General features: G+C 57.2%; 17 protein-coding genes and 1 pseudogene. 9 read left to right on the top strand and 9 right to left on the bottom strand.

Going from position 1 to position 20,262, the window contains the following annotated elements; all coding sequences use genetic code 11:
• Positions 1–65 precede the first annotated feature (65 nt).
• The gene (locus tag BLU75_RS12565; RefSeq protein WP_084378843.1) at positions 66–1,301 is read right to left on the bottom strand and encodes an aromatic ring-hydroxylating oxygenase subunit alpha; all 1,236 of its coding nucleotides are present in this window, start codon (positions 1,299–1,301) and stop codon (positions 66–68) included.
• A gap of 745 nt (positions 1,302–2,046) precedes the next feature.
• Between BLU75_RS12565 and BLU75_RS12560 the strand changes: the two genes are divergently transcribed.
• From BLU75_RS12560 to BLU75_RS27855, 5 genes are all read left to right on the top strand, one after another.
• A complete protein-coding gene (locus BLU75_RS12560; protein WP_084378792.1) occupies positions 2,047–2,958 on the top strand; it encodes a dihydrodipicolinate synthase family protein in 912 nt (303 codons plus the stop codon).
• Positions 2,951–4,468, top strand: a complete 1,518-nt coding sequence (locus BLU75_RS12555) for an aldehyde dehydrogenase (RefSeq protein WP_084378791.1) — start codon at positions 2,951–2,953, stop codon at positions 4,466–4,468. Before BLU75_RS12560 ends, BLU75_RS12555 begins: the two co-directional genes overlap by 8 nt.
• Entirely contained in the window at positions 4,465–5,811 is a 1,347-nt protein-coding gene (locus BLU75_RS12550; RefSeq protein WP_084378790.1) for an NAD(P)/FAD-dependent oxidoreductase, read from the top strand. The genes BLU75_RS12555 and BLU75_RS12550 overlap by 4 nt, the downstream gene beginning before the upstream one ends.
• 69 nt (positions 5,812–5,880) lie before the next feature.
• On the top strand, positions 5,881–6,558 hold the full coding sequence (locus BLU75_RS27860; protein ID WP_231982652.1) for a DMT family transporter: 678 nt from the start codon (positions 5,881–5,883) through the stop codon (positions 6,556–6,558).
• Positions 6,558–6,779, top strand: coding sequence for a DMT family transporter (locus BLU75_RS27855; RefSeq protein ID WP_231982651.1), 222 nt, complete (start codon positions 6,558–6,560; stop codon positions 6,777–6,779). The genes BLU75_RS27860 and BLU75_RS27855 overlap by 1 nt, the downstream gene beginning before the upstream one ends.
• Before the next feature lie 104 nt (positions 6,780–6,883).
• Here BLU75_RS27855 and BLU75_RS12540 read toward each other — a convergent pair whose 3' ends face one another.
• Together BLU75_RS12540 and BLU75_RS12535 are read right to left on the bottom strand one after the other, a co-directional pair.
• Positions 6,884–7,639: an SDR family NAD(P)-dependent oxidoreductase gene (locus tag BLU75_RS12540; RefSeq protein ID WP_084378789.1), complete on the bottom strand. Its 756-nt coding sequence runs from the start codon at positions 7,637–7,639 to the stop codon at positions 6,884–6,886.
• A gap of 12 nt (positions 7,640–7,651) precedes the next feature.
• A complete protein-coding gene (locus BLU75_RS12535) occupies positions 7,652–8,419 on the bottom strand; it encodes an SDR family NAD(P)-dependent oxidoreductase (RefSeq protein ID WP_084378788.1) in 768 nt (255 codons plus the stop codon).
• A gap of 292 nt (positions 8,420–8,711) precedes the next feature.
• On the opposite strand from BLU75_RS12535, the gene BLU75_RS12530 reads away from it, so the two are divergent.
• Together BLU75_RS12530 and BLU75_RS12525 are read left to right on the top strand one after the other, a co-directional pair.
• A complete protein-coding gene (locus BLU75_RS12530; protein ID WP_084378787.1) occupies positions 8,712–9,419 on the top strand; it encodes a TetR/AcrR family transcriptional regulator in 708 nt (235 codons plus the stop codon).
• Positions 9,409–10,185, top strand: a complete 777-nt coding sequence (locus BLU75_RS12525) for a pyrroline-5-carboxylate reductase family protein (RefSeq protein WP_084378786.1) — start codon at positions 9,409–9,411, stop codon at positions 10,183–10,185. Before BLU75_RS12530 ends, BLU75_RS12525 begins: the two co-directional genes overlap by 11 nt.
• A gap of 89 nt (positions 10,186–10,274) precedes the next feature.
• Here BLU75_RS12525 and BLU75_RS12520 read toward each other — a convergent pair whose 3' ends face one another.
• On the bottom strand, positions 10,275–12,311 hold the full coding sequence (locus BLU75_RS12520; RefSeq protein WP_084378842.1) for an NADH:flavin oxidoreductase: 2,037 nt from the start codon (positions 12,309–12,311) through the stop codon (positions 10,275–10,277).
• Between the two features lie 361 nt (positions 12,312–12,672).
• Between BLU75_RS12520 and BLU75_RS12515 the strand changes: the two genes are divergently transcribed.
• Both BLU75_RS12515 and BLU75_RS12510 read left to right on the top strand, forming a co-directional pair.
• Positions 12,673–13,674 (top strand): isopenicillin N synthase family dioxygenase, encoded by a 1,002-nt coding sequence (locus BLU75_RS12515; protein WP_084378785.1) that lies wholly within the window; start codon positions 12,673–12,675, stop codon positions 13,672–13,674.
• A 60-nt stretch (positions 13,675–13,734) separates the two neighbouring features.
• A complete protein-coding gene (locus BLU75_RS12510; protein ID WP_084378784.1) occupies positions 13,735–14,676 on the top strand; it encodes an ornithine cyclodeaminase family protein in 942 nt (313 codons plus the stop codon).
• 589 nt (positions 14,677–15,265) lie between these two features.
• Here the strand turns inward: BLU75_RS12510 and BLU75_RS12500 are convergent.
• The 5 genes and pseudogenes from BLU75_RS12500 to BLU75_RS12480 form a co-directional block, all read right to left on the bottom strand.
• Positions 15,266–16,243, bottom strand: coding sequence for an aliphatic sulfonate ABC transporter substrate-binding protein (locus BLU75_RS12500; protein ID WP_084378783.1), 978 nt, complete (start codon positions 16,241–16,243; stop codon positions 15,266–15,268).
• A gap of 209 nt (positions 16,244–16,452) precedes the next feature.
• Positions 16,453–16,677 (bottom strand): annotated as a pseudogene (locus BLU75_RS12495) (dihydrofolate reductase); the annotation flags it as partial.
• Positions 16,674–17,861, bottom strand: coding sequence for an acyl-CoA dehydrogenase family protein (locus BLU75_RS12490; RefSeq protein WP_084378782.1), 1,188 nt, complete (start codon positions 17,859–17,861; stop codon positions 16,674–16,676). The gene BLU75_RS12490 and the pseudogene BLU75_RS12495, both read right to left, overlap by 4 nt.
• Positions 17,862–17,918: 57 nt before the next feature.
• Positions 17,919–18,911, bottom strand: a complete 993-nt coding sequence (locus BLU75_RS12485; protein WP_084378781.1) for an ABC transporter substrate-binding protein — start codon at positions 18,909–18,911, stop codon at positions 17,919–17,921.
• On the bottom strand, positions 18,908–20,260 hold the full coding sequence (locus BLU75_RS12480; RefSeq protein ID WP_084378780.1) for an LLM class flavin-dependent oxidoreductase: 1,353 nt from the start codon (positions 20,258–20,260) through the stop codon (positions 18,908–18,910). The genes BLU75_RS12485 and BLU75_RS12480 overlap by 4 nt, the downstream gene beginning before the upstream one ends.
• Between the last annotated feature and the right edge of the window lie 2 nt (positions 20,261–20,262).

Below are 20,262 nucleotides of genomic sequence, written 5' to 3'. Positions count from 1 at the left end.
TTGAAGGTCCGAATCAAGATACCGGTGGTGATCATTCGTGGTTCTCACCACCGGCAGTGCTGCACTTAGCCGACAGATCTTAACGGGATCGTGTCATTGAGCTGCTCAAGCATCGTTTTGCAGTACCAATCATCAAACTGGCACACACCGATTTCGCTGGCCACCGACAACGGGCCTGGCTCGAAAGCTGGAGAGCTGACACCCACCTGTGCGCCTTCAACCAAGGTGCGATCCTGGTCATTGGTTGCGAGCCAAACCTTTGTAAGGCGATCGATGTCGTAGTCGACACCTTCCTGCGCGTCTTTCTTGACGAGCCATTTTGTAGTGACCATCGTCTCGCCTGGACCGATGGGCAGAACGCGGAAGCTCAGCGCGTGATCGCCCAGAAAGTGGTTCCAGGTGGATGGGTAGTTGAAATAAAGCAGCGCACCGATGTTGGCTTCACCGGTTGTGTCCAAGCGCCCGGCAACCGCAGGCTTGCCATCCATGGTGTAGCTGACGGCCCCGGAAAAAAGGGGGATGCGCGTCATGCGGAAACGACCGTCATCATCCATGACCAATCGGCTAGGCAAACCTGCCGCCTCGCAGCGATCCCAATGCTCTTTGAGTTCGAGATCTTCATCGCCTCCGGCGCCGCCCACTGATGGGTTGTCCACGAATGAGTGCATCAATTCCGGGTGAGTAAAATCGCAGTGGTAGCACTCGCGGTTGTTCTCGAAAACCAGTTTCCAGTTGCCTTTCTCGATGATGTTCGACTCAAACGCGACTTTGCAGTCGTCCAGGTTATGCGGCGCAACGAAAGGGGTAACGGATTTTCTGAACGACGAAAAGTCTGGGGCGATATCTGCTACGCACACGTAGATATACGTTTCGACGACCTCACAGTGCACGGGCTTCAACCCATGCTGAGACTTGTCGAAATCGTCCGCCATGTTCCCAGCGAACAGCAGGCGACCATCCAGTTCGAATGTCCATTTGTGGTAAGGGCACACCAGCTTGGCGACCTTGCCGCTGGCTTCCGGGCACACCTTGGAACCGCGATGGCGACAGACGTTGTGGAAGGCACGAATCTGCTTGTCTGCGCCGCGCACGATAGCGACAGGATAATCGCCGATTTGCAGCGACAGGTATTGACCCGACTTCTCCAGCTCAAATGTGTGCCCTGCGAAGATCCAGCTTTTGTGCCAGATCTGTTCCAGATCCTGCCTGTAAACGTCGGGATCGCTATAAAGGGCACCTGGCAGCGCGTGGTCAGGCTTGCGCTGCGCGATTAGATTTGAAACTGCCGATTTAGTACTCACGGTCAACACACTCCAAAATACCAAGGGGGCGACACATTCAGCCTGCTCAGCGAGATGAGGCCAAACGGTCTTGAGTTCGCAGTACCGCCTGTGGATGCAAGCCCATCAAACCGTGCTGCTTCTATCCGCAAACCGGAGCGTTTTGCCACGTCCAGGAAGCGTCTTACACAAAATGTGCCTTCTTGGATGGTGGTGCCATCCGTGCACTCATTTCGTTCGAGTCCTTATTAAGGCAGACAATTCTGAAATGCCGATGTTTGCATCCGCGGCAATGTTGCTACAGCACCTTATTCGACCCCGAACAAACAGTTTCCAACTAATGGAACGAATGTACGAGAAATTCTATTTTCCAATTCGTCAGTAGAATATCGCTGTTGTAAGACTACGACGGCAATCATGCATCAACAAGAAACTTTTACTCTTATCAATGCATAATCAAATGTTATCGATTGACGTCTTGGTATCGGCTAGAAAAATTCAAACCATTGAAAATAAAGAGAAAGATATTTTCACTGGCGTCTGAAGCACCCATCTGAAAATGTATGCGCGGGAAATACACTCTATTGACCGACTTCTTGGCCCATGTCAGTCTGGATTCAACAGTTAAGCAAAGTGTCGCAATTGATCTTGTGTTTGAGCATTGGGAACCGCCCCGTGAAAACATGAAGATTCTTGTCGCGCCTAAAGGCATCAAAGCTGACGCGTTCGTTGATCTCCCACCTAACTCGCATTCGGAGCATTTATCTTGAAATTTGAAGGTATTTATACGCCAGCAGTAACTCCTTATAACTCTGATGGGGAGATTGACTGGAACGTGTACTCGGAAGTTTTGGAGTCGCTGATCGAGGCGAAGGTGCACGGCATTATTATCGGTGGGTCGACCGGCGAGTATTATGCGCAGACTGCGGAAGAACGCACCGAGTTGGCAGCCTACGCCAAAGATGTGATCGGCACTCGAGTGCAACTGATCGTCAGTACCGGGGCGATTCGCACCGAAGATGCGGTTCAGTACGCCAAGGATGCCAAATCGATCAAAGCGGACGCCATTCTCGTCACCAGCCCGCCGTATGCGCTGCCGACCTCCCAGGAAAACGCGATCCATGCATTGACGATTGATCGCGCCGCCGACCTGCCGATCATGCTTTACAACTATCCGGGGCGCATGTGCGTTTCGATGGACGAAGAATATTTCACGCGTGTCAGCCAATCGAAAAACGTCGTCGCCATCAAGGAAAGTTCCGGCGACATGGGCCAGGTGCATATGCTGGCCCGGCAGTTCCCCAACATCGCCTTGTCCTGTGGATGGGACGACCAGGCCCTCGAGTTTTTTGCCTGGGGCGCCCGCAGTTGGGTGTGCGCAGGTTCCAACTTCCTGCCCAAGGAACACGTTGCGCTTTATGAAGCCTGCGTGATCGAAAAGAACTTCGACAAAGGCCGTCAAATCATGACAGCGATGATGCCGCTGATGAATGCCCTGGACGGTGGCAAGTTCGTGCAGTCGATCAAGTACGGCTGCGAAGTTGCCGGATTGAAAGTCGGTAACGTGCGCCTGCCATTGCAGCCACTGGAAGCGGACGAGAAGCAGAGTTTCGCGTCGGTCATTACTGAACTCAAACGTAACGTAGCCAACATTTCTTCGGGAGCCAGCCATGGGTGATCTTCTGAGCAAGGCCGAATATGCCGCGCTGGCCAAAGACATTTCGTTGCCGTCCAAGGCGTTCATCAATGGCGCATTCAAGCCCGCGATCTCTGGCAAAACCTTCGCCACGAACAACCCGGCGACCGGTGCCTTTTTGACCGACGTCGCAGCGTGTTCGTCCGAGGATGTCGCCCTCGCGGTGAGCAATGCCAAGGAGGCCTTTGAGGATGGACGCTGGAGATCTGTTTCTCCGCGGGAGCGCAAAGCGGTCCTGTTGAAGTTTGCAAACCTGCTTGAAAGCCATCAACACGAACTGGCTGTCCTCGAAAGTCTCGATAGCGGCAAACCGGTCAGTGAATGCCAGTTGGTTGACATACCGGACACCATCCACACGATCCGCTGGCACGCAGAACTGATTGACAAGATTTACGACAACACCGCTCCGGTGGGCAGCGACGCGCTGACCATGGTAGTTCGGGAGCCAATCGGCGTGGTGGGCTGCGTATTGCCCTGGAACTTCCCGCTGCTGATGCTGGCCTGGAAAATCGGCCCGGCGCTCGCTGCGGGCTGTTCGGTCATCGTCAAACCTGCTGAGCAAACCTCGCTGACCACGTTGCGTGTCGCGCAACTGGCGTTTGAAGCCGGCGTACCTGCCGGCGTACTCAACATTGTCACCGGCACGGGCAAGGACGTTGGTGAACCGATTGGTTTGCATAACGATGTCGACATGGTCAGCTTCACCGGCTCCACCACGACAGGCCGCCGTTTCCTGCATTACGCCGCCGATTCGAACCTGAAACGCATCGTCCTCGAGTGCGGCGGAAAAAATCCGGCCGTGGTGATGGACGATGCCCAAGACCTGGATCTCGTCGCTCAGCACGTGGTCAATGGCGCGTTCTGGAACATGGGCGAAAACTGCTCCGCAACTTCTCGTCTGATCGTCCATGCATCGGTTAAGGACGAGCTGCTGAAGCGCATGGGCGCCTACATCCGCGAATGGAAAATGGGCGATCCACTCGATCCGGAAAACCGCGTAGGGTCGCTGGTCAGCCCTGAGCATTTTGCCAAAGTGCAGTCGTACCTTGAGCACGCCGCCGCCGGAAAGCTTGAGGTGGTTTACGGTGGTGCGACCAAAGACGGCGCCTTTGTAGAGCCGACGGTGATTGACGGTGTTGGTCGAGACAACCGGCTGTTCCAGGAAGAGATCTTCGGCCCGATTCTGTCGGTCACCACCTTCAACACGATCTCCGAAGCCATTGCGCTGGCCAATGACACGGTCTACGGCCTCGCGGCCTCGGTATATACCGGCAGCCTGCGGCGGGCAATCAAGTTGTCGCGGGAAATTCGCGCGGGCATCGTCACCGTGAACTGCTTTGGTGAGGGCGACGCATCGACACCCTTCGGTGGCTACAAGGAGTCGGGCTTCGGCGGTCGGGACAAATCCATTTTCGCCCATGACCAGTACACCGAAATCAAAACCATCTGGATCGATGTGTCTGATCGGTCGGATGAAGAGACCGAAAAATGAGCACCCATACCATCAAGCGTCTGCCGGTAGACACCGGGGTTTCAGGTTGGGAGGCGATTTCCGAACGCACTGCGCCTGTCCGCATGCTTGATGGAAACGTGACGGCGGACTGGCTGATTATCGGGGCCGGTTTTGCCGGCCTGTCCGCCGCTCGCAGACTTTCACAGCTGCATCCGGGTGACAGCATTGTCGTGGTCGATGCTCATGAAGTCGCCAAGGGGCCGGCCGGCAGAAACTCTGGTTTCATGATCGATGTGCCGCACAGTCTGTCGTCCGGGGAATACTCCGTGGCGAGTGAGTCTGCAACGGCGCTGGAAATTGCGCAGAACCGCTTTGCGATTGCTTTTGCCGCTGCCGCTGCGCGGGAGTACGGCATGTCTGCCGACACGTTCGACCCTTCCGGGAAGATCAACGCGGCCGCCACTGAGCGGGGATTGAAACTGAACGTCAATTACGCTCAATCCCTTGAACGCATTGGCGAGAAGTTCCAGATGTTCGATGCCGCGCAAATGCGCGAAATCACTGGGTCCGCCTATTATCACGGTGGGATCTACACGCCGGGCACAGTGATGATTCAACCCGCGCAATACATTAGAGACCTGGCAGCAGGGCTCGAAGGGAAAATCACGCTGTTCGAACGCTCTCCGATTGTTGAATTGACCAGGCAGGGAAGTGGTTGGAGCGCTCGATCTCATAACGGGACGGTGCACGCACCCAAGGTCATCCTGGGAGTTAACGGGCACATTGAAGACTTTGGCCATTATCAAGGACGACTGTTGCACGTTTTCACTTATGCCTCCATGACGGCTGCTTACAGTGATGATGCATTCAGGAAAGAGGTGCCGGGTAAAGCCAGGTGGGCGTTGTTGCCGGCGGATCCCATGGGCGCGACCGTCCGCAAGATCTCTTCAGACGGTCTCTCGCGTATCGTCATCCGGACCAAGTTTACCTATGACCCGAGTATCCAGGTCACTCCAGAGCGGGTAGCGGCGGTGGCCAAAGAACAGCGACACTCCCTGGATGCGCGCTTTCCCGAATTGAAATCCACTGCGCTGGAATTCAGTTGGGCCGGCCGCCTGTGTCTGAGTCGTAACAGCGCCGCTGCATTTGGCGAGATTGAAGAAAACCTGTACTCGGCTTGCTGCGAAAACGGACTGGGTACTGTGAAAAGCACCCTGGCCGGTGTGATGGCTGCGGAGTTGGCATCGGGTACGCGTTCGGAGTTTCTCGATAGCTTTAGTCACGCACCAGGCCCCAGCAAGCTACCACCCAGGATAATAACGAAACTGGGTGTCAGTTCGGTTATTCACTGGCATGAGTTTTGGGCCGGGCGAGAAGGCTGACAAGTTCAAGTCGTCGGCTATCTACCGACTTCAAAGTCTGATCGGAACGATCTACGAAGGAAAGGTTGATTGAATAGCGACCGAACAAAAAATATTACGCATTTAACGACGCCCACCGTTGCTGCTAATCCCGGGATCGCGAGGCCCCAACTCGGGATTTTCCTCTGCCTGCTTTCAATGCTGATTTTCGCCAGCCAGGACGGCGTAACCAAGGTGCTTGTCAAAGACTTCCCGGTTGCCCAACTGGTCATGGTGCGTTATTGGGTGTTTGTCGTTTTTGCTCTCGGATATGCCGCTTACCTAGGCAGGGGCCAGGCGACGTTTCGCAGTAAGCACCCTTGGCTGCAAATCATTCGAGCGCTGTTAGCCGTTGGTGAAACCCTGCTGTTTGCGGTGGGGCTACGATATTTGGGGCTGGCCGAAATGCACGCACCTTATGCCGTATTTCCGCTGATGACACTGGCATTGGCGGGGACCGTGCTTGGGGAGTTCATAGGTCTACGGCGCTGGATTGCGGCGGCCATAGGGTTCACCGACACGCTGGTCATCCTCCGGCCAGGCGCGGGCGTCTTTGAACTCGCGGCGCTGATCCCGCTGCTGGCTGCTTTGGCGTTCGCGGTGTTCAACGTACTAACGCGTCGAATCAGCCAGCACGACTCCTTTGCTACGAACATGCTCTTTATGGCGTGTGTGGGTGCCTTGACGGTCACATTTGGGTTTCCCCGACTCCGATCCAGGGCCTTTTGATGGGGATCCTGGCATTGACGGGAGTCGCCGCACAGATTCTCTTCATTCAAGCACTGAAACACGCGACCGCTTCAATCTTGCAGCCTTTCAACTATTCACTTCTGGTGTTCGCCACGTTGATTGGTGTAATCGTTTTTGGCGAGCACCCGGATACCTGGGTGGTTGTCGGCGCCGCGTTGGTGATTATCGGTGGGCTGTATGCGATCAAAGCGAAGGCGTGAGGATTCAACCGGACTGCCATGGGCTCAGGGATTAAACCCCGCCGCAGAATCTTGCAGCGCAGGAGGGTAAGTCCCTCCCTGCGTCGCAACTCGGGTGGATTCGATCAAAACGGCAGTGGCAATTTCGCCGTGCGCCCCCCATCCACCACCAGCACCTGCCCAGTGATGAAGGCCGATGATTCGCAGGCGAGGAAAACGACTGTCCCGCCCACATCCGCCGGCAACCCGGTACGTCCGACCGGATGAAGGCGCAGGAGTGCCTGGCGAGCCGTACGCGGATCCGCTTGAGCTGAGAGGTATGCATCACTCAGCTCGGAGTTTATCCACCCCGGAGCAATGGCATTGCAGCGAATGCCGTCGCGGCCGAGATCGATTGCCAAGGCTCGGGTCAGCCCATGGATGCCCGCCTTGGAGGCACAGTACGCGGCATGTTCAGGGTTGGCGCCTAAACCTTCGATCGACCCGATGTTGATGATGCTGCCACCACCTCGCTGACGCATCTGAGGCACCAACGCCTTGCACAAGAATGCGGGCGCTCGCAGATTGACAGCCATCATGCGATCCCAGTCCTGCTCGGTCATATCGTCGATGGACTTCTCGAACATGAACCCGGCGTTGTTGACCAATACATCGATTCCGCCAAGCTGCTCCTGGGCGAACTGTGCAATCAAATTCGGTGACTCCATCGAAGCGAGATCAGTCTCGACGAAACAGACTTGAGGGTGATTCTGCAAGCCGGCGTCCAGTGCCTGACGCTGAGCGATCAGCACAGAAGCTCCTGCCTCAAGCAATTGTTCGGTAATGCCTCGGCCAATCCCTCGGCCGCCCCCGGTCACCACTACATTTTTACCTTTGAGCATCGCTACCTCCCCTTAGCCGGATACCGGCTTGGCGCCTGTGACTTCTACCGTTTCACCGGCGATGTACCTGGCCTCGTCGGATGCCAGAAACGCGATGACATCCGCAATGTCTTCAGGCTCGGCGATACGGCCTAATGGCACGCTCTTGTTCAGTTCTTGCACAGCTTTATCCGGATCCAGGCCTCGACGCTCAAAGCCGCTGCGTATCATCGGGGTATTGATTTCGTGCGGGCACACGGCGTTGACACGGATGCCCAAAGGGGCGCAATCGCGGCCCAGATTTTTAGTTAAAGCCGCGACGGCCCCTTTGCTTGTGCAATACGCCACGTGAGCGGGGCCGGGATAAATACCCCACACAGATGATGTGTTGACGATTGCGGCGCCCGGGCGATTTTTCATGTGCGGTATCGCGGCACGGCAGATGAAGAACACCGCATTCAGGTTTACGCCCATGGCGTCAAACCACATGTCGTCAGTGGTTTCCTCAATTGTGCCGCGGGGAATGATGCCCGCATTGTTCAATACGATGTCGATTCCCGAAAAAACATCGACGGCAGTTTGGACAATCGCTTCGCAATATTCTTTACGGCGTAAGTCGCCAGCCACGTAGTGCACTTCAGCACCCAGGTCACGGACTTTTGCGGAAATTGATTTGCAACCGCCTTCATCAAGATCAGACAAAACAAGCTTTGCGCCTTCTCGGGCGAACAATAACGCTAACGCCTGTCCGACGCCCCCAGCAGCGCCGGTGATGATCACCACTTTATTATTAAACTTCATGGCACCTACCTAATATTTTTTTTGGTAGAACCATTATTTGGTTTCATTGGTTCTAATCGTCTAGCAACTTTTTTATAGGGGCAAAGATAACCTGTTGTTATCTAAAAGATGGAATCGACAGGAGGTCATTAGTGACCAGTCGTACGGCTCGGACGGTATTTGGTGAGGCAAATCCGTTGTGAGATCGAATGCGGATCAGCGTCTAAAAAATGTACGCTTCTGTACATGCCGTGTACGCCACAGATTATGAGGTGTACAGTGGGGAAGAATTTTTAATAAAGGTGCAACCCGAATGTCACAGACAGGAAGGGCTAAAACCAAAGCGCAGGACGCAGGCTGGCGAGGCTCCGTGGATGGTTGGCTGGACGCCGCCTACGATGCTCTCAAAGAGTCGGGCGTGGATGCTGTGCGGGTGATGCCGCTGGCCAAACGCTTGAATTTGTCTCGAACCAGCTTTTACTGGTTCTATGAAGATCGGGAGCAACTGCTCGCAGCACTCCTGGCTCGATGGCGGGACAAGAACACCGGCGGTATGGTCAGCCAATGTGAGAGTTATGCAGAAAGTATTTCCGAGGCGATTCTCAACGTCTTCGAGTGCTGGGTGAACCCCGACCTGTTCGACTCGCAATTCGAATTTGCCGTGCGCAGTTGGGCGCTGCAATCGGACGAAGTCACAGCTGAAATCGCTTTGGCCGATGAGACACGGATGAATGCGTTGGCGGCGATGTTCCGACGGTTTGGCTACGACGGCGAAGGCGCCGATGTTCGGGCCAGGACGATCTACCTCACGCAGATCGGCTACATCTCCATGAAAACCAATGAAGATATCGTCGTACGATTTCGACGGATTCCTCAGTACGTGAGCGTGTTTACCGGCAAAGTACCGAAGCGGCGCGAACTGGACCGCTTTTATGGAAAGTTCGGCTACGCGGAAAAAGAACCCGGTGTCTTCGTTCCCTTGGTCGAAACATTCGAGGAGTCCGCTGCCGATGGAGAGTAGAACGCTGGGCATCATCGGGGGCACCGGCTGGCTCGGGCGTGCAACTGCCGAGGCGCTCCTCGAAAGCAGTTTCATCAAGCCTGACCATTTGTTGATTTCGAACCGCTCCGGCGTCAGTACCTTCGAGCCAGGTGTGAAGTTGCTCGCCGACAACCAGCAGTTGGTGGACCTCAGCGATATTGTCGTGCTCTCCATCCGGCCGGAGCAGTTTCGCGAGCTGCAGATCAACGCCCGTGGCAAGCTAGTGATTTCTCTGATGGCTGGCGTTTCGGCGGCGGCCATCAGCGCGGCCACCGGTGCGGATGTAATAGTGCGGGCCATGCCGAATGCAGCCGTGGAAATCAGACAGTCGTTCACGCCCTGGTACTGTATCGGAAACCTTGTTGAACGCGACCGCGAATGGGTGCAGCGTTTATTCGAGTGCGTCGGTGCGGCGGACGAACTGCCTGACGAAGACGGTATTGATTACCTCAGCGCATTGTCCGGGACGGGGCCGGCGTTCCCGGCAATGTTGCAGATGGCGCTGACTAATCAGGCGGTGGCGGCGGGAATTCCTCTTGCCATCGCGCAGCGTGCAGCACAAGGCGTGATGGTGGGCGGCGGGCAGATGCTGGCCAACCGCGATCCGCGGCAAATGATTGAATCGTTGATGGCATACCGGGGTGTGACTGCAGCCGCGTTGCAATCGATGGCCGATCAAGGCATCGAGTCCATCGTCGGACGAGCGGTCCAGGCGGGCGCTGAAGTGGCGCGGCGCGGTCTGTAAGCGGGGCAATAATAAGCACTGAAGGCCCGTTAAAGGGCCTTCAGTTTTTAATCGCGAACCTCCGTTCCACCCGGAAGGGAGGCCCGGATTCAGAGGTCTTTCACCAGGCGCAAAGCGTCGTAGATGGCCGCGTGAGTATTGCGAGCTGACACGGCATCGCCGATCCGGAACAGCTGGAAGCGCCCCTCGGGATTGGTGACGATGTTCTGTGCCGTGCCGGCGATCAAGTCATGCTGCTCCACCGCGCCGCCATTGCTGGAGAGCGGACGCAGGTCGAAGTACAAATCGTCCAGAGGAAGGGTGCCGTGGTTGACGACCACCTGATCGACCACGCGTTGCTTGTGAACCTTGCCGTAATCGCTGCCCAAGGTGGCAACGAGCCCGCCATCGCGTTTTTCCACGGTATCGACCCGGTAGGTGACGGTGAAAGTGACGGCCAGATCCTGCAGGCTGCGCATGTAGGGCACCAGGTTCATGGCCATGACTTCAGGTGCAAACGAGCGGTCTGGCGTGACGATCTCCACGGTCGCACCGCTTTGCGCAATGACTTCGGCAGCCTGCAGGGCAGCATGGTCCCCCGCATCGTCAAAGATCAGTACGTTGCGTCCGGGCTTGATGTCGCCGGAAATGATGTCCCAGGTCGAAACCACGAGTTCGTTGCCTGCGCGCAGCACCTCGGTATCCGGCAGGCCGCCGGTCGCGACGATGACCACATCTGGTTCGAAGGCTTGCACGGTGTTGGCTTCGGCCCAGGTGTTGAAATGAAACTTCACCCCCAGCCGTTCGCATTGCGCCATGCGCCAATCAATGATGCTGATCATCTCGCGACGTCGCTCGCTCAGCGCCGTCAGGCGAATCTGCCCGCCGGGCTGGTCAGCCGCCTCGAGCACCGTCACGTCATGGCCGCGCTCACCGGCGACCCGCGCTGCTTCCAGCCCCGCCGGGCCGCTGCCGATCACCAGCACCTTGCGCCTGACGGCGGCTTTGGGAATGTCGTGGGGCATGGTGGTTTCGCGACCCGTCGCCGCGTTGTGGATGCAATAGGCCGCGCCGCCCTGGTAGATGCGGTCCAGACAGTAGTTGGCACCTACGCACGGGCGAATCTCTTCTTCGCGCTTCTCGATGATTTTACGCACGATGTGTGGGTCGGTCATGTGCGCCCGGGTCATGCCCACCATGTCCACTTTGCCCGAGGCGATCGCGTAGCGCGCGGTGGCCACATCGGGGATCTTGGCGGCGTGGAAGGTCGGGAAGCCGGTTGACGAGCGAATCTCACCCGCGAAGTCGAGGTGCGGTGAGTTGCGCATGCCCTGAATTGGGATCACATCGGTCAAGCCGGCATCCGTATCAATGTGACCGCGCACGACGTTCAGGAAGTCGACCAGCCCGCTGTCCTTGAGCATGTGAGACACCTGCATGCCCTCGCTGGCCGTGAAGCCACCGGGCAATTCTTCATCACCGGTGTAGCGAACGCCCAGCAGGAAATCTTCGCCGACCCGCTGGCGGATGCCACGCAAGACGTCGAAGGTAAAGCGCATGCGGTTTTCCAGCGAGCCGCCGTAAGGGCCATCAAGGTCATTGGTCAACGGTGACCAGAACTGGTCCATCAAATGTCCGTAAGCCTGTAGCTCCAGACCATCGAGGCCTGCCGCCTTCATGCGCTCCGCGGCGTCTACATAGTCCTTGATGATCCGCTCAATGTCCCATTCCTCCATTTTCTTCGGGAAGGAGCGGTGTGAAGCCTCTCGACGGTGGGACGGCGACACCACCGGTAACCAGTCGGCCTTGTCCCAGCGGGTGCGACGGCCCAGATGGGTCAACTGGATCATCACTGCCGCGCCATGTTCGTGGCATTCATCGGCCAGGTCCTTCAACCATCCGACTACTTCGTCCTTGTAGGCGAGCACATTGTTGAACACCGGCGGGCTGTCTCGGGATACGGCAGCGGAACCGGCAGTCATGGTCAGGGCGACACCCGCTTTGGCGCGCTCCACGTGGTAGGCGCGATAAAGATCCTTGGGCATGCCGTCCACAGGGTAGGCCGGTTCATGGGAGGTGGTCATGATCCGGTTTCTGAGGGTCAGATTCTTGATTTTATAGGGTTGCAGCAAGGGATCGCTGGACATCGTGGTGCGCTCCAAAGTGGGCTTCATCAGGCTCGGTGACTTGAAATTAGGATAAATGTACACTTGCGTCAACTGTTTATGACACAGGTGTACATTTTGCTTGCATGCCAAAAAATCCAGGATTAACATCCGTCAAAACCCGGGCTGATTTGATTCGTACGCGCCTGGCTGCCATCGCATTGAGCGGTCAGTGCCTGCAGAGTGATGAACGTGCGCGCAGCGGCAAACCGCACTCGTTGAGGCGGACGTGAAAGTGGGTGTTATAGGTGACGGTTCAGGTGTGATTCAGTGGGATTGAAGAGGGCACAGTCGTGCTTTCTTAATCTTCTGCCTTATTGATATTTCGGAAAGGAGAGCATAGGTGACAGAGTTATTTGATATTCGCTTGGCTAGCAAACAAACAGCTTTCACTGAAATTCCCGTCATAGATATATCGTCGCTCATAAATGGCGAAAATCCGCTGAAGGTGGCAAGCCAAATAGGTGATGCATGCGAAAAGGTGGGTTTTTTTTATATAAAAAACCATGGCATTGACCAGCAGTTAATAGATGAGATGTATGCGCTTACCAAAAGTTTTTTCAAGCTTCCTTTTGAGGAGAAGAACAAGCTTAATGTCGTGAATTCCGGGCTCACGCTACGTGGTTATATACCGATGTACGCGGAAAACGTCGATCCTGCTAATACCCGCGATTTCAAAGAGTGTTTTGATTGCGGAGCTCATTATGATGAGATCTCTCCATTCTTTGGTCCTAATCAAATGCCATCTGTACTGCCGCAATTTGAGAAGGTTGCCGAAGATTACCATTCCTCTGTATTGGCACTCGCACGAATGCTGATTGGCGGGATCGCGTTGAGCTTGGGTTTACCACAAGATTACTTTGAACATCTTCAGCGTAAGCCCATCACTATTCAACGGATTTTGCGTTATCCGCCCCAGATCGGAAGGGTTTCCCAAGAGGAGATCGGTATCGGGGCACACACGGACTATGGTTTCTTGACGGTCCTGTCCCAAGATGCAGTTGGCGGTTTGCAAGTCAGGAACCGTGCAGGGGAGTGGGTTACTGCACCACCCGTTGAAGGCACTTTTATCGTCAATATTGGTGATCTAGTTCAAACCCTCACCAACGATCGCTACACCTCGACAATGCATCGCGTCATAAATATTAGCGGTCTAGAGCGCTATTCAATTCCTTTCTTTATTGATTTGGATTTTGATGCAGTTGTTGAGCCTGTGCCAACCTGCGTGAGTGAGGCTCTACCCGCGAAGTACAAAGCGTACACGTGTGGTAAACACAAATTTAAGCGTTTCGTAGATAGCTATGCGCATCTGAAAGGCGAAACAGATCGTCCAGCGGCAACCTGAACAATAAGGCAGGATCTGCGAGCAGCAGGCCCTGCCTTATTCATGCTTGGGAAACACACGATGAAAATGATCAGCGCGCAACAGATCCAATCGGTGCTGGATTGGGAGGGCGTACTGCAGGCGCTGCACGAGGCCCACCTCGGCTCACGCCCGATGGGCGATAGCTACTTCATCGGCGACGCCGACTACGGACTGTTCAGCCGTGGCGTGATTCTGCCGGGGGCTGGCGCAGGCATAAAACTCGCCTCGATTTATCCCTCCAACGCAAAATCCACACCACCACTGCCCACCGAACATGCTGCGTTCATGGTAATTGACCAAACCACCAAGGCCATCGCCGCTGTACTCAACGGCCCGGCCATCACCAGCATCAAGACTGCTGCCGATTCGGTCCTGGCCGCGCGTCGACTGAGCCGCGAGGACAGCGAGGTGCTACTAGTGCTCGGCGCAGGGCCAGTCGCTCGGTCGCTGATAGACGCCTATCTGCACATCCGTCCTTCGATTCGCCAGGTCCTGCTTTGGAATCGTTCGCCGGAGAAACTGCAGGAAGCCCGCATCGACTTGCAGCGCCGGGGCCTTGCGACGACCATCGTGCTGGATCTGAACGAGGCGGTAGCCCGGGCCGATATCATCAGCTCGGCCACCAGTTCATCTGCTCCACTGATTCTCGGGCGCCACGTGCAACCGGGTACTCATATTGACCTGGTCGGCGGTTTCCGTCCGGACATGCAGGATGCGGACAACATGTTGTTGGGCAAGGCGCGGATCTTTGTCGATGACCGCCAGTCGGCGGCAGTGGCGGGGGATATCTTGATTCCGCTGGAAGCAGGAGCAATCAGTGAGGCGCAGATCGAGGGGGATCTCTTCGATCTATGTCAATTGATGGCCTTTGAGCGGGGGGCAGAGGAGATCACCGTGTACAAGAATGCGGGTGGTGCGCACCTGGACCTGATTGTCAGCTTGTTTGTGATACGGCGTTTGGATGAGCTTAAGCTGGATTGATGGCGGCTGTCCTGGTACCACTGAGGCCAATCGCCGCCAGAAATGGCTAGGAGCAGAGCCCAGTCGACTGCCTTGGAACTTCTTCTTTGTTGCTCTTGATACACTCTGAAAACAAGTCCAGAATTGAGTCTTTTCCTGCTTCGGCAAGAAAAGAAACCCCTTAGATTTCAACGAGTCGGACACCAGATACGAGTCTCGTTTCCCGCTCCAATTATTTTTCTACAGGCTTCTGTTGAAGTCTGCAGGAACTGAAAAAAGAGGCTTAGGCCTCTTTTTTCGCTCCAGTAAAGTCCATTCTGATACATCAATAGCCACGTTTGTTTGGTACATTTTTTAGTACATCAATTCGACGCTTGGTAAATCAGTTTTAGAGCTCCTTGGCGCTCTGAAAACCGTACAACACCTCTTCATTCATATGAAATGGAGTGAGTGCGATGGCCCATACCAATACGGCGGTCGACACGCCAAACCTCGCGCCAAAAACTACACCCTTCCTGACTTTGACGGCCTCGCGCTTTTCGTGAATACGAAAGGCACCAAGAGTCAAGGGTGATGTCTAGTCGCTGCTTATTGCAGTGTGGGCGCTATGTCATGGCGCCCATATCTGTGCATCACCGGCGTCCACCGCCTTTGGCAGCAGCCCTGCCGCAAAAAACGCATCGGCGATTTTCTGCTGTTCATCCAACTGATCGGCTTTTACCGGCTGGACCTGATAGCTGCGATGGGCGTTGGCGGCCTCGACCGTTTCGACATCGAGGTTGCCCCACAACGGCCCCAGCACTTGGGCCGCATCGCGAGGATGGTTCTTGGCCCAGTGCCCGGCTTCTTGGAGTTGTTCGTAAACCAGCTTGAGTATCTCCGGGTGTTGCTTGGCGTAGGCGTTGCCGGTCAGATAGTAACGTTTGTAGCTCGCCAGTCCGGTTCCGTCAGCCAACGTACGCGTTGGCAACTGACGTTGCACGCCACTGAGGAAGGGCTCCCAGGTCACCCAGGCGTCGACTTTCCCGTTCTCGAACGCGGCCCGGCCATCGGAGGGCGACAGGTACGCCGGTTGTATATCGGCAAACTTGAGGCCGGCCTTGTTCAGCGCCGCGATCAGTAAGTAGTGGGCGCCTGCTGCCTTGGTGACCGCCACTTTCTTGCCTTTCAAGTCCGCCAGTTGCTGCAACGGCGAATCCTTGCGCACGACGATGGCCTGGGCTGAAGGCGAGGGGGCTTCCTGGGCGAAGTAAGTCAGCTTGGCCTGGGCGGCTTGGGCAAAGATCGGCACGGTATCGGCCACGTCGGCGCTGATGTCGACATTGCCGACGTTCAATGCCTCCAGCAGCGGCAGGCCGCTGGGAAACTCATGCCAGCTCACGTCGATGTCGGCCTCGGTGAGTGCCTTGTCCAGCTTGCCTTGGGTCTTCAGCAGTGTGATCAGTGTCGAGGACTTCTGGTAGCCGATACGCAGGGTTTCCCGCGCCTGGGCCGGGAGTGCAGTGGACGACAAGAGCAGCACGACGACCGCTCCGGCCAGGACGGGACGACGGAATATCGCCCCAGGGTTCTCGATCAGTCTGGACATGGGATTCTCGACATTGATTAAAGATAGGGTTAACACCCCCAAGAATCTTATTGTTCTAAAAAACAATTTATAAATACTTTTTGAGTATTAGCTTAGGCGGCTTTTCAAGCGCCGTCAGAGGTCATAGCGCACAGACAGCAAGAGGGTTCGCGGGTCGTTGACGGAGTAGTAGCGCGCGCCACTGGGTCGTGTTGCCTCGGTCAGTGGCGCGGCCAGCGCGAGGTGATCGGATCGGGAAAACAGTTCATGGATGCCCGGTAGCCGCGCACATTGATCGGTCGCGCCAGCAACACACAGGCTGCGGCTGGGAGGTCACTGGGGACTCCGGCCGGTACTTCAAGCACCTCGGCGCCAAGGTGTGTCAGCGCGAGGCGCTGGCGAATCACATCGTTGAAGTCTTCATCCAGTTGGCTGGCGATCACGAGGGCGCTTATGGAATGTCCTTTTTCTGACGTTGAGCGAACACCGCTTTGCCGACGCCTTGCAGCACGGCATCGTTTTGCGGGGTGTGGACGCGGCTGCACAGCACATCGCGGTAATGCCGTTGCAGCGGATTGTGCCGTGACAGGCCGGGGTTGCCGGAGGCTTCGATGGCGAGTTCGACTGCGCGGATCGCGTTGCCAGTCACCAGGTACTTCAATTGCGCGGCGTGATGGGCGGGGGTGCGCCCTTCGGCGGCGGCATCCTGCAGGCTGCGGTTGGCGAACAGCAGGGTGTCGATGTGCCCGACGGTTTCCTGGAACCGTGGCAGGGTCGACAACGCGGCGCCGAGGTTGGACGGCTTGCGTTGTTCCAGCCAGCTGACAAACCAATCACGTGCGGCTTGCGCGACGCCGTCATAGACCGCCGCCAGCAACACCGACATCCACAGGAAACCATCGCTGTCGAGTTCCGGTTGCGGTGCGCTCCAGGGACTGACGCTGACCGCGTGATCCAGCGGCACCAGCACGTTGTCGAACAGCACTTCGTGGCTGCAGGTGGCGCGCATGCCCAAGTGGTCCCAGTCCTCGATGATGCTGATCCCGGGCGTATCCTTATGCACCAGCCAGGCGCCTATCAGTGGGTCTTCGTCGGTGCTGCGGGCCCAGACGCTGAACCACGTCAGGCCGTGGCTACCGGTGGAATAGATCTTGCGCCCGCTGATTCGCCAGCCCTCTGAGGTGCGCCTGGCGATGGTCGCCGGCAGGCCGCCACGGGCCGGAGTGCCCAGGTCAGGCTCGACGCGCAAGGCATTGATCAAGGCGCCTTCACGCACGGCTTCACGAGCGACGCGCAAGCGCAAGGCTTCGGGCCAGGTCCGGCTGTCCTGCAGGCGCGACTGCTGGAGATACTGCATCACCAGGATCAACGCCGTGGAAGGCTCGCCCTTGGCGACCGCAGCGATGACCTTGCGCGCCTGCACCAGGCTGGCGCCACCACCGCCGAGCGCCTTTGGCACCGTCAGGGCCAGCAGGCCGTGTTCGTGCAGCAGCCTGAAGTTGTCCTGGGGAAAGTCGCCGCTCTCGTCATAAACGTGGGCGGTGGCGGCCAATTGTTGACTGAGGCGTTCGAGCAATATGTCGAAGTCGGCGACATCAACCGATTGCAACAAGGGTGGACGTAGGGAGGAAAGACTCATGGCGGGTTCACTCGATCAAAAAGGTAAGAGGCCGCTATGACCCTGTGGCGAGAGGGCTCACAACGGCAGCAGGCGGAAGTTGCGGTCCCACAGCGGACTTACGTCGAGCCGTTCGTTCAACACGCCGGTGGCGAAGAACAGATCGGCGACTTCCTGTTGCGAGGCGATGGCCTGGTCGTTCACTTCGATGACTGTCGACGGTTGGCTGCGGTTGTTGTGCATATCGAGAAACACGGCCTTGTCGACGCCCAGCAACTGCGCCGACCTGGTTGCCCAGGGCTCGGGATTGTTGTTGATCCATTCCAGGGTTCGCGCCTCACGCTGGATGTAGTCCTGGATCGCCTGCTTGCGTAGCGGGTCTTCCAGCGCCGCGGGTCGTGCGGCGATCAGATAGTTGCCGGACAAGTAGCCCAAGGCGGTCTTGAGTACCCGGGCGCCACTGCGGAACTTCGCCAGTTGGATGAACACGCCATAGATCACCCAGGCATCCAACTGGCCACTCTGGAATGCGCTGAAGCCATCTTGGGGCGTGAGTGCCACCGCGGTGATGTCGTTCATGGTCAGGCCCTGTTCCTTCAAGGCCTTGATCAGAAAGTAGTGGGAGGTGGTGGAGCGCACGTAACCGACCCGCTTGCCGCGCAACTGTCCGACCGACTCGATCGGTGAATCCCTGGGAATTAGGAGCACCTGGTTGTTCACGTCGCCTTGCAGCACCGCGACCAGGCGCGGCTGGCGATGGCTTTGTATGGAGAAAATTGGCGGGATTTCGCTCATGCCGCCAACATCCAGGCTGCCCGAAGCCAGCGCTTCGACGATCAGATTGCCGCCGGCGAATTCGGAGTACTCCACCTTGTAAGGTGTCTCGCTGGTGCCGGCATCCTCGAAGAAATAGGAGTCCTGGCCTCGGTAGGTGGCGACGCCCAAGGTCAGGTCCGCAAGGCCCTTGTCTTGCGCGAAAGCTCGCGGGGCGAGGCCCAGTGAGGACAGCCCCAGCGCCCCCAGGGCGAAGGAGCTGGCCGTGAGGAAATCGCGACGATTGATCTGTTTCATGCCACGGCCTCGCGGGTTGCATCATTCGCTTGGGCCGTCGGTGCATAACGATTGATGGGCATTGGTAAGCCCAGGTTGTCCCGCAGGGTATTGCCGCTGTATTCGCTGCGAAACAAACCGCGCTGTTGCAGGACCGGTACGACCAGTTCGGTGAAATATTGCAGGCCGTCCGGCAGCAGGGAATTGATGATGAAGCCGTCGGCTGCGCCGTTCTCGAACCAGGCTTGAATGGCGTCGGCCACCTGGTCGGGGGTGCCGACAAAATCGCGCCGTGGCTGGGAGAAGCGCAGGGCGACTTCGCGCAAGGTCAAGCCTTCGTCGCGGGCCAGTTGTTTGATCCGGTCCGAGCCGCCTTTCTGGCTGTTGGCACCCAGCTCGCCCAGGTCGGGAAACGGGGCATCCAACGGGTATTGGCTGAAATCATGGTCATTGAAGGGGCGGCCGAGGGCGACGATTGCGTCTTCGATGCTCACCAGTGACACCGCTTGCTGGTAGCGGTCTTCGACTTCGGCGTCATCGCGACCCACGATCGGACGGATCCCGGGCAGGATCGACAGGTGTGCGGCATCGCGGCCAAAGCCGTTGGCGCGGCGTTTCAGGTCCTGGTAATAGGCACGCGCTGCTTCGAAATTTTCGGCGCCGACGAAAATCGCATCGGAATTCTCGGCGGCGAAGTTACGCCCGTCCTCGGAAGTACCGGCCTGGAAAATCACCGGTTGACCTTGACGGGAGCGGGCGATGTTGAGCGGGCCCTTCACCGAGAAGAATTCGCCCTTGTGCTCCAGCGCGTGCAGCTTGCCGGGGGCGAAAAATTCCCCGGTTTTTTTGTCGTAGCTGAAAGCGTCGTCTTCCCAGGAATCCCACAGCCCCTTGACCACTGCCACGTGTTCCTTGGCGATCCGGTAGCGCACGGCATGGGGCGGGTGCTCGCTCTTGCCGAAATTATCCGCGGTACCGCTGAGCCACGACGTCACCACGTTCCAGCCGGCGCGCCCGCCACTGAGATGGTCCAGCGAGGCGAACTGGCGCGCCACCTGGTAGGGCTCCGTGTAGCTGACGGTGACGGTGGCCACCAGGCCGATGTTGGATGTCAGTGCCGCCAGCGCCGAGAGGATGGTCAGCGGCTCGAAGCGGTTGAGGTAGTGCGGACTGGATTTTTCATGGATGTGCAGGCTGTCGGCGATGAAGACGAAATCGAACTTGGCGCCTTCGGCCAGGAGCGTCTGTCGCTTGTAGAAACCGAAGTCGGTACTGGCGTTGGGTTGGGCCTGCGGATGGCGCCATTCGCCCCAGCCGTGACCGACGCCATGGACCATTGCTCCGAGTTTGAGTGGGCGTTGTTTGCTCATGG

It is taken from the genome of Pseudomonas mucidolens (genome assembly GCF_900106045.1).
Taxonomy (GTDB): domain Bacteria; phylum Pseudomonadota; class Gammaproteobacteria; order Pseudomonadales; family Pseudomonadaceae; genus Aquipseudomonas; species Aquipseudomonas mucidolens.
This window is presented reverse-complemented; position numbering and strand designations above follow the sequence as displayed.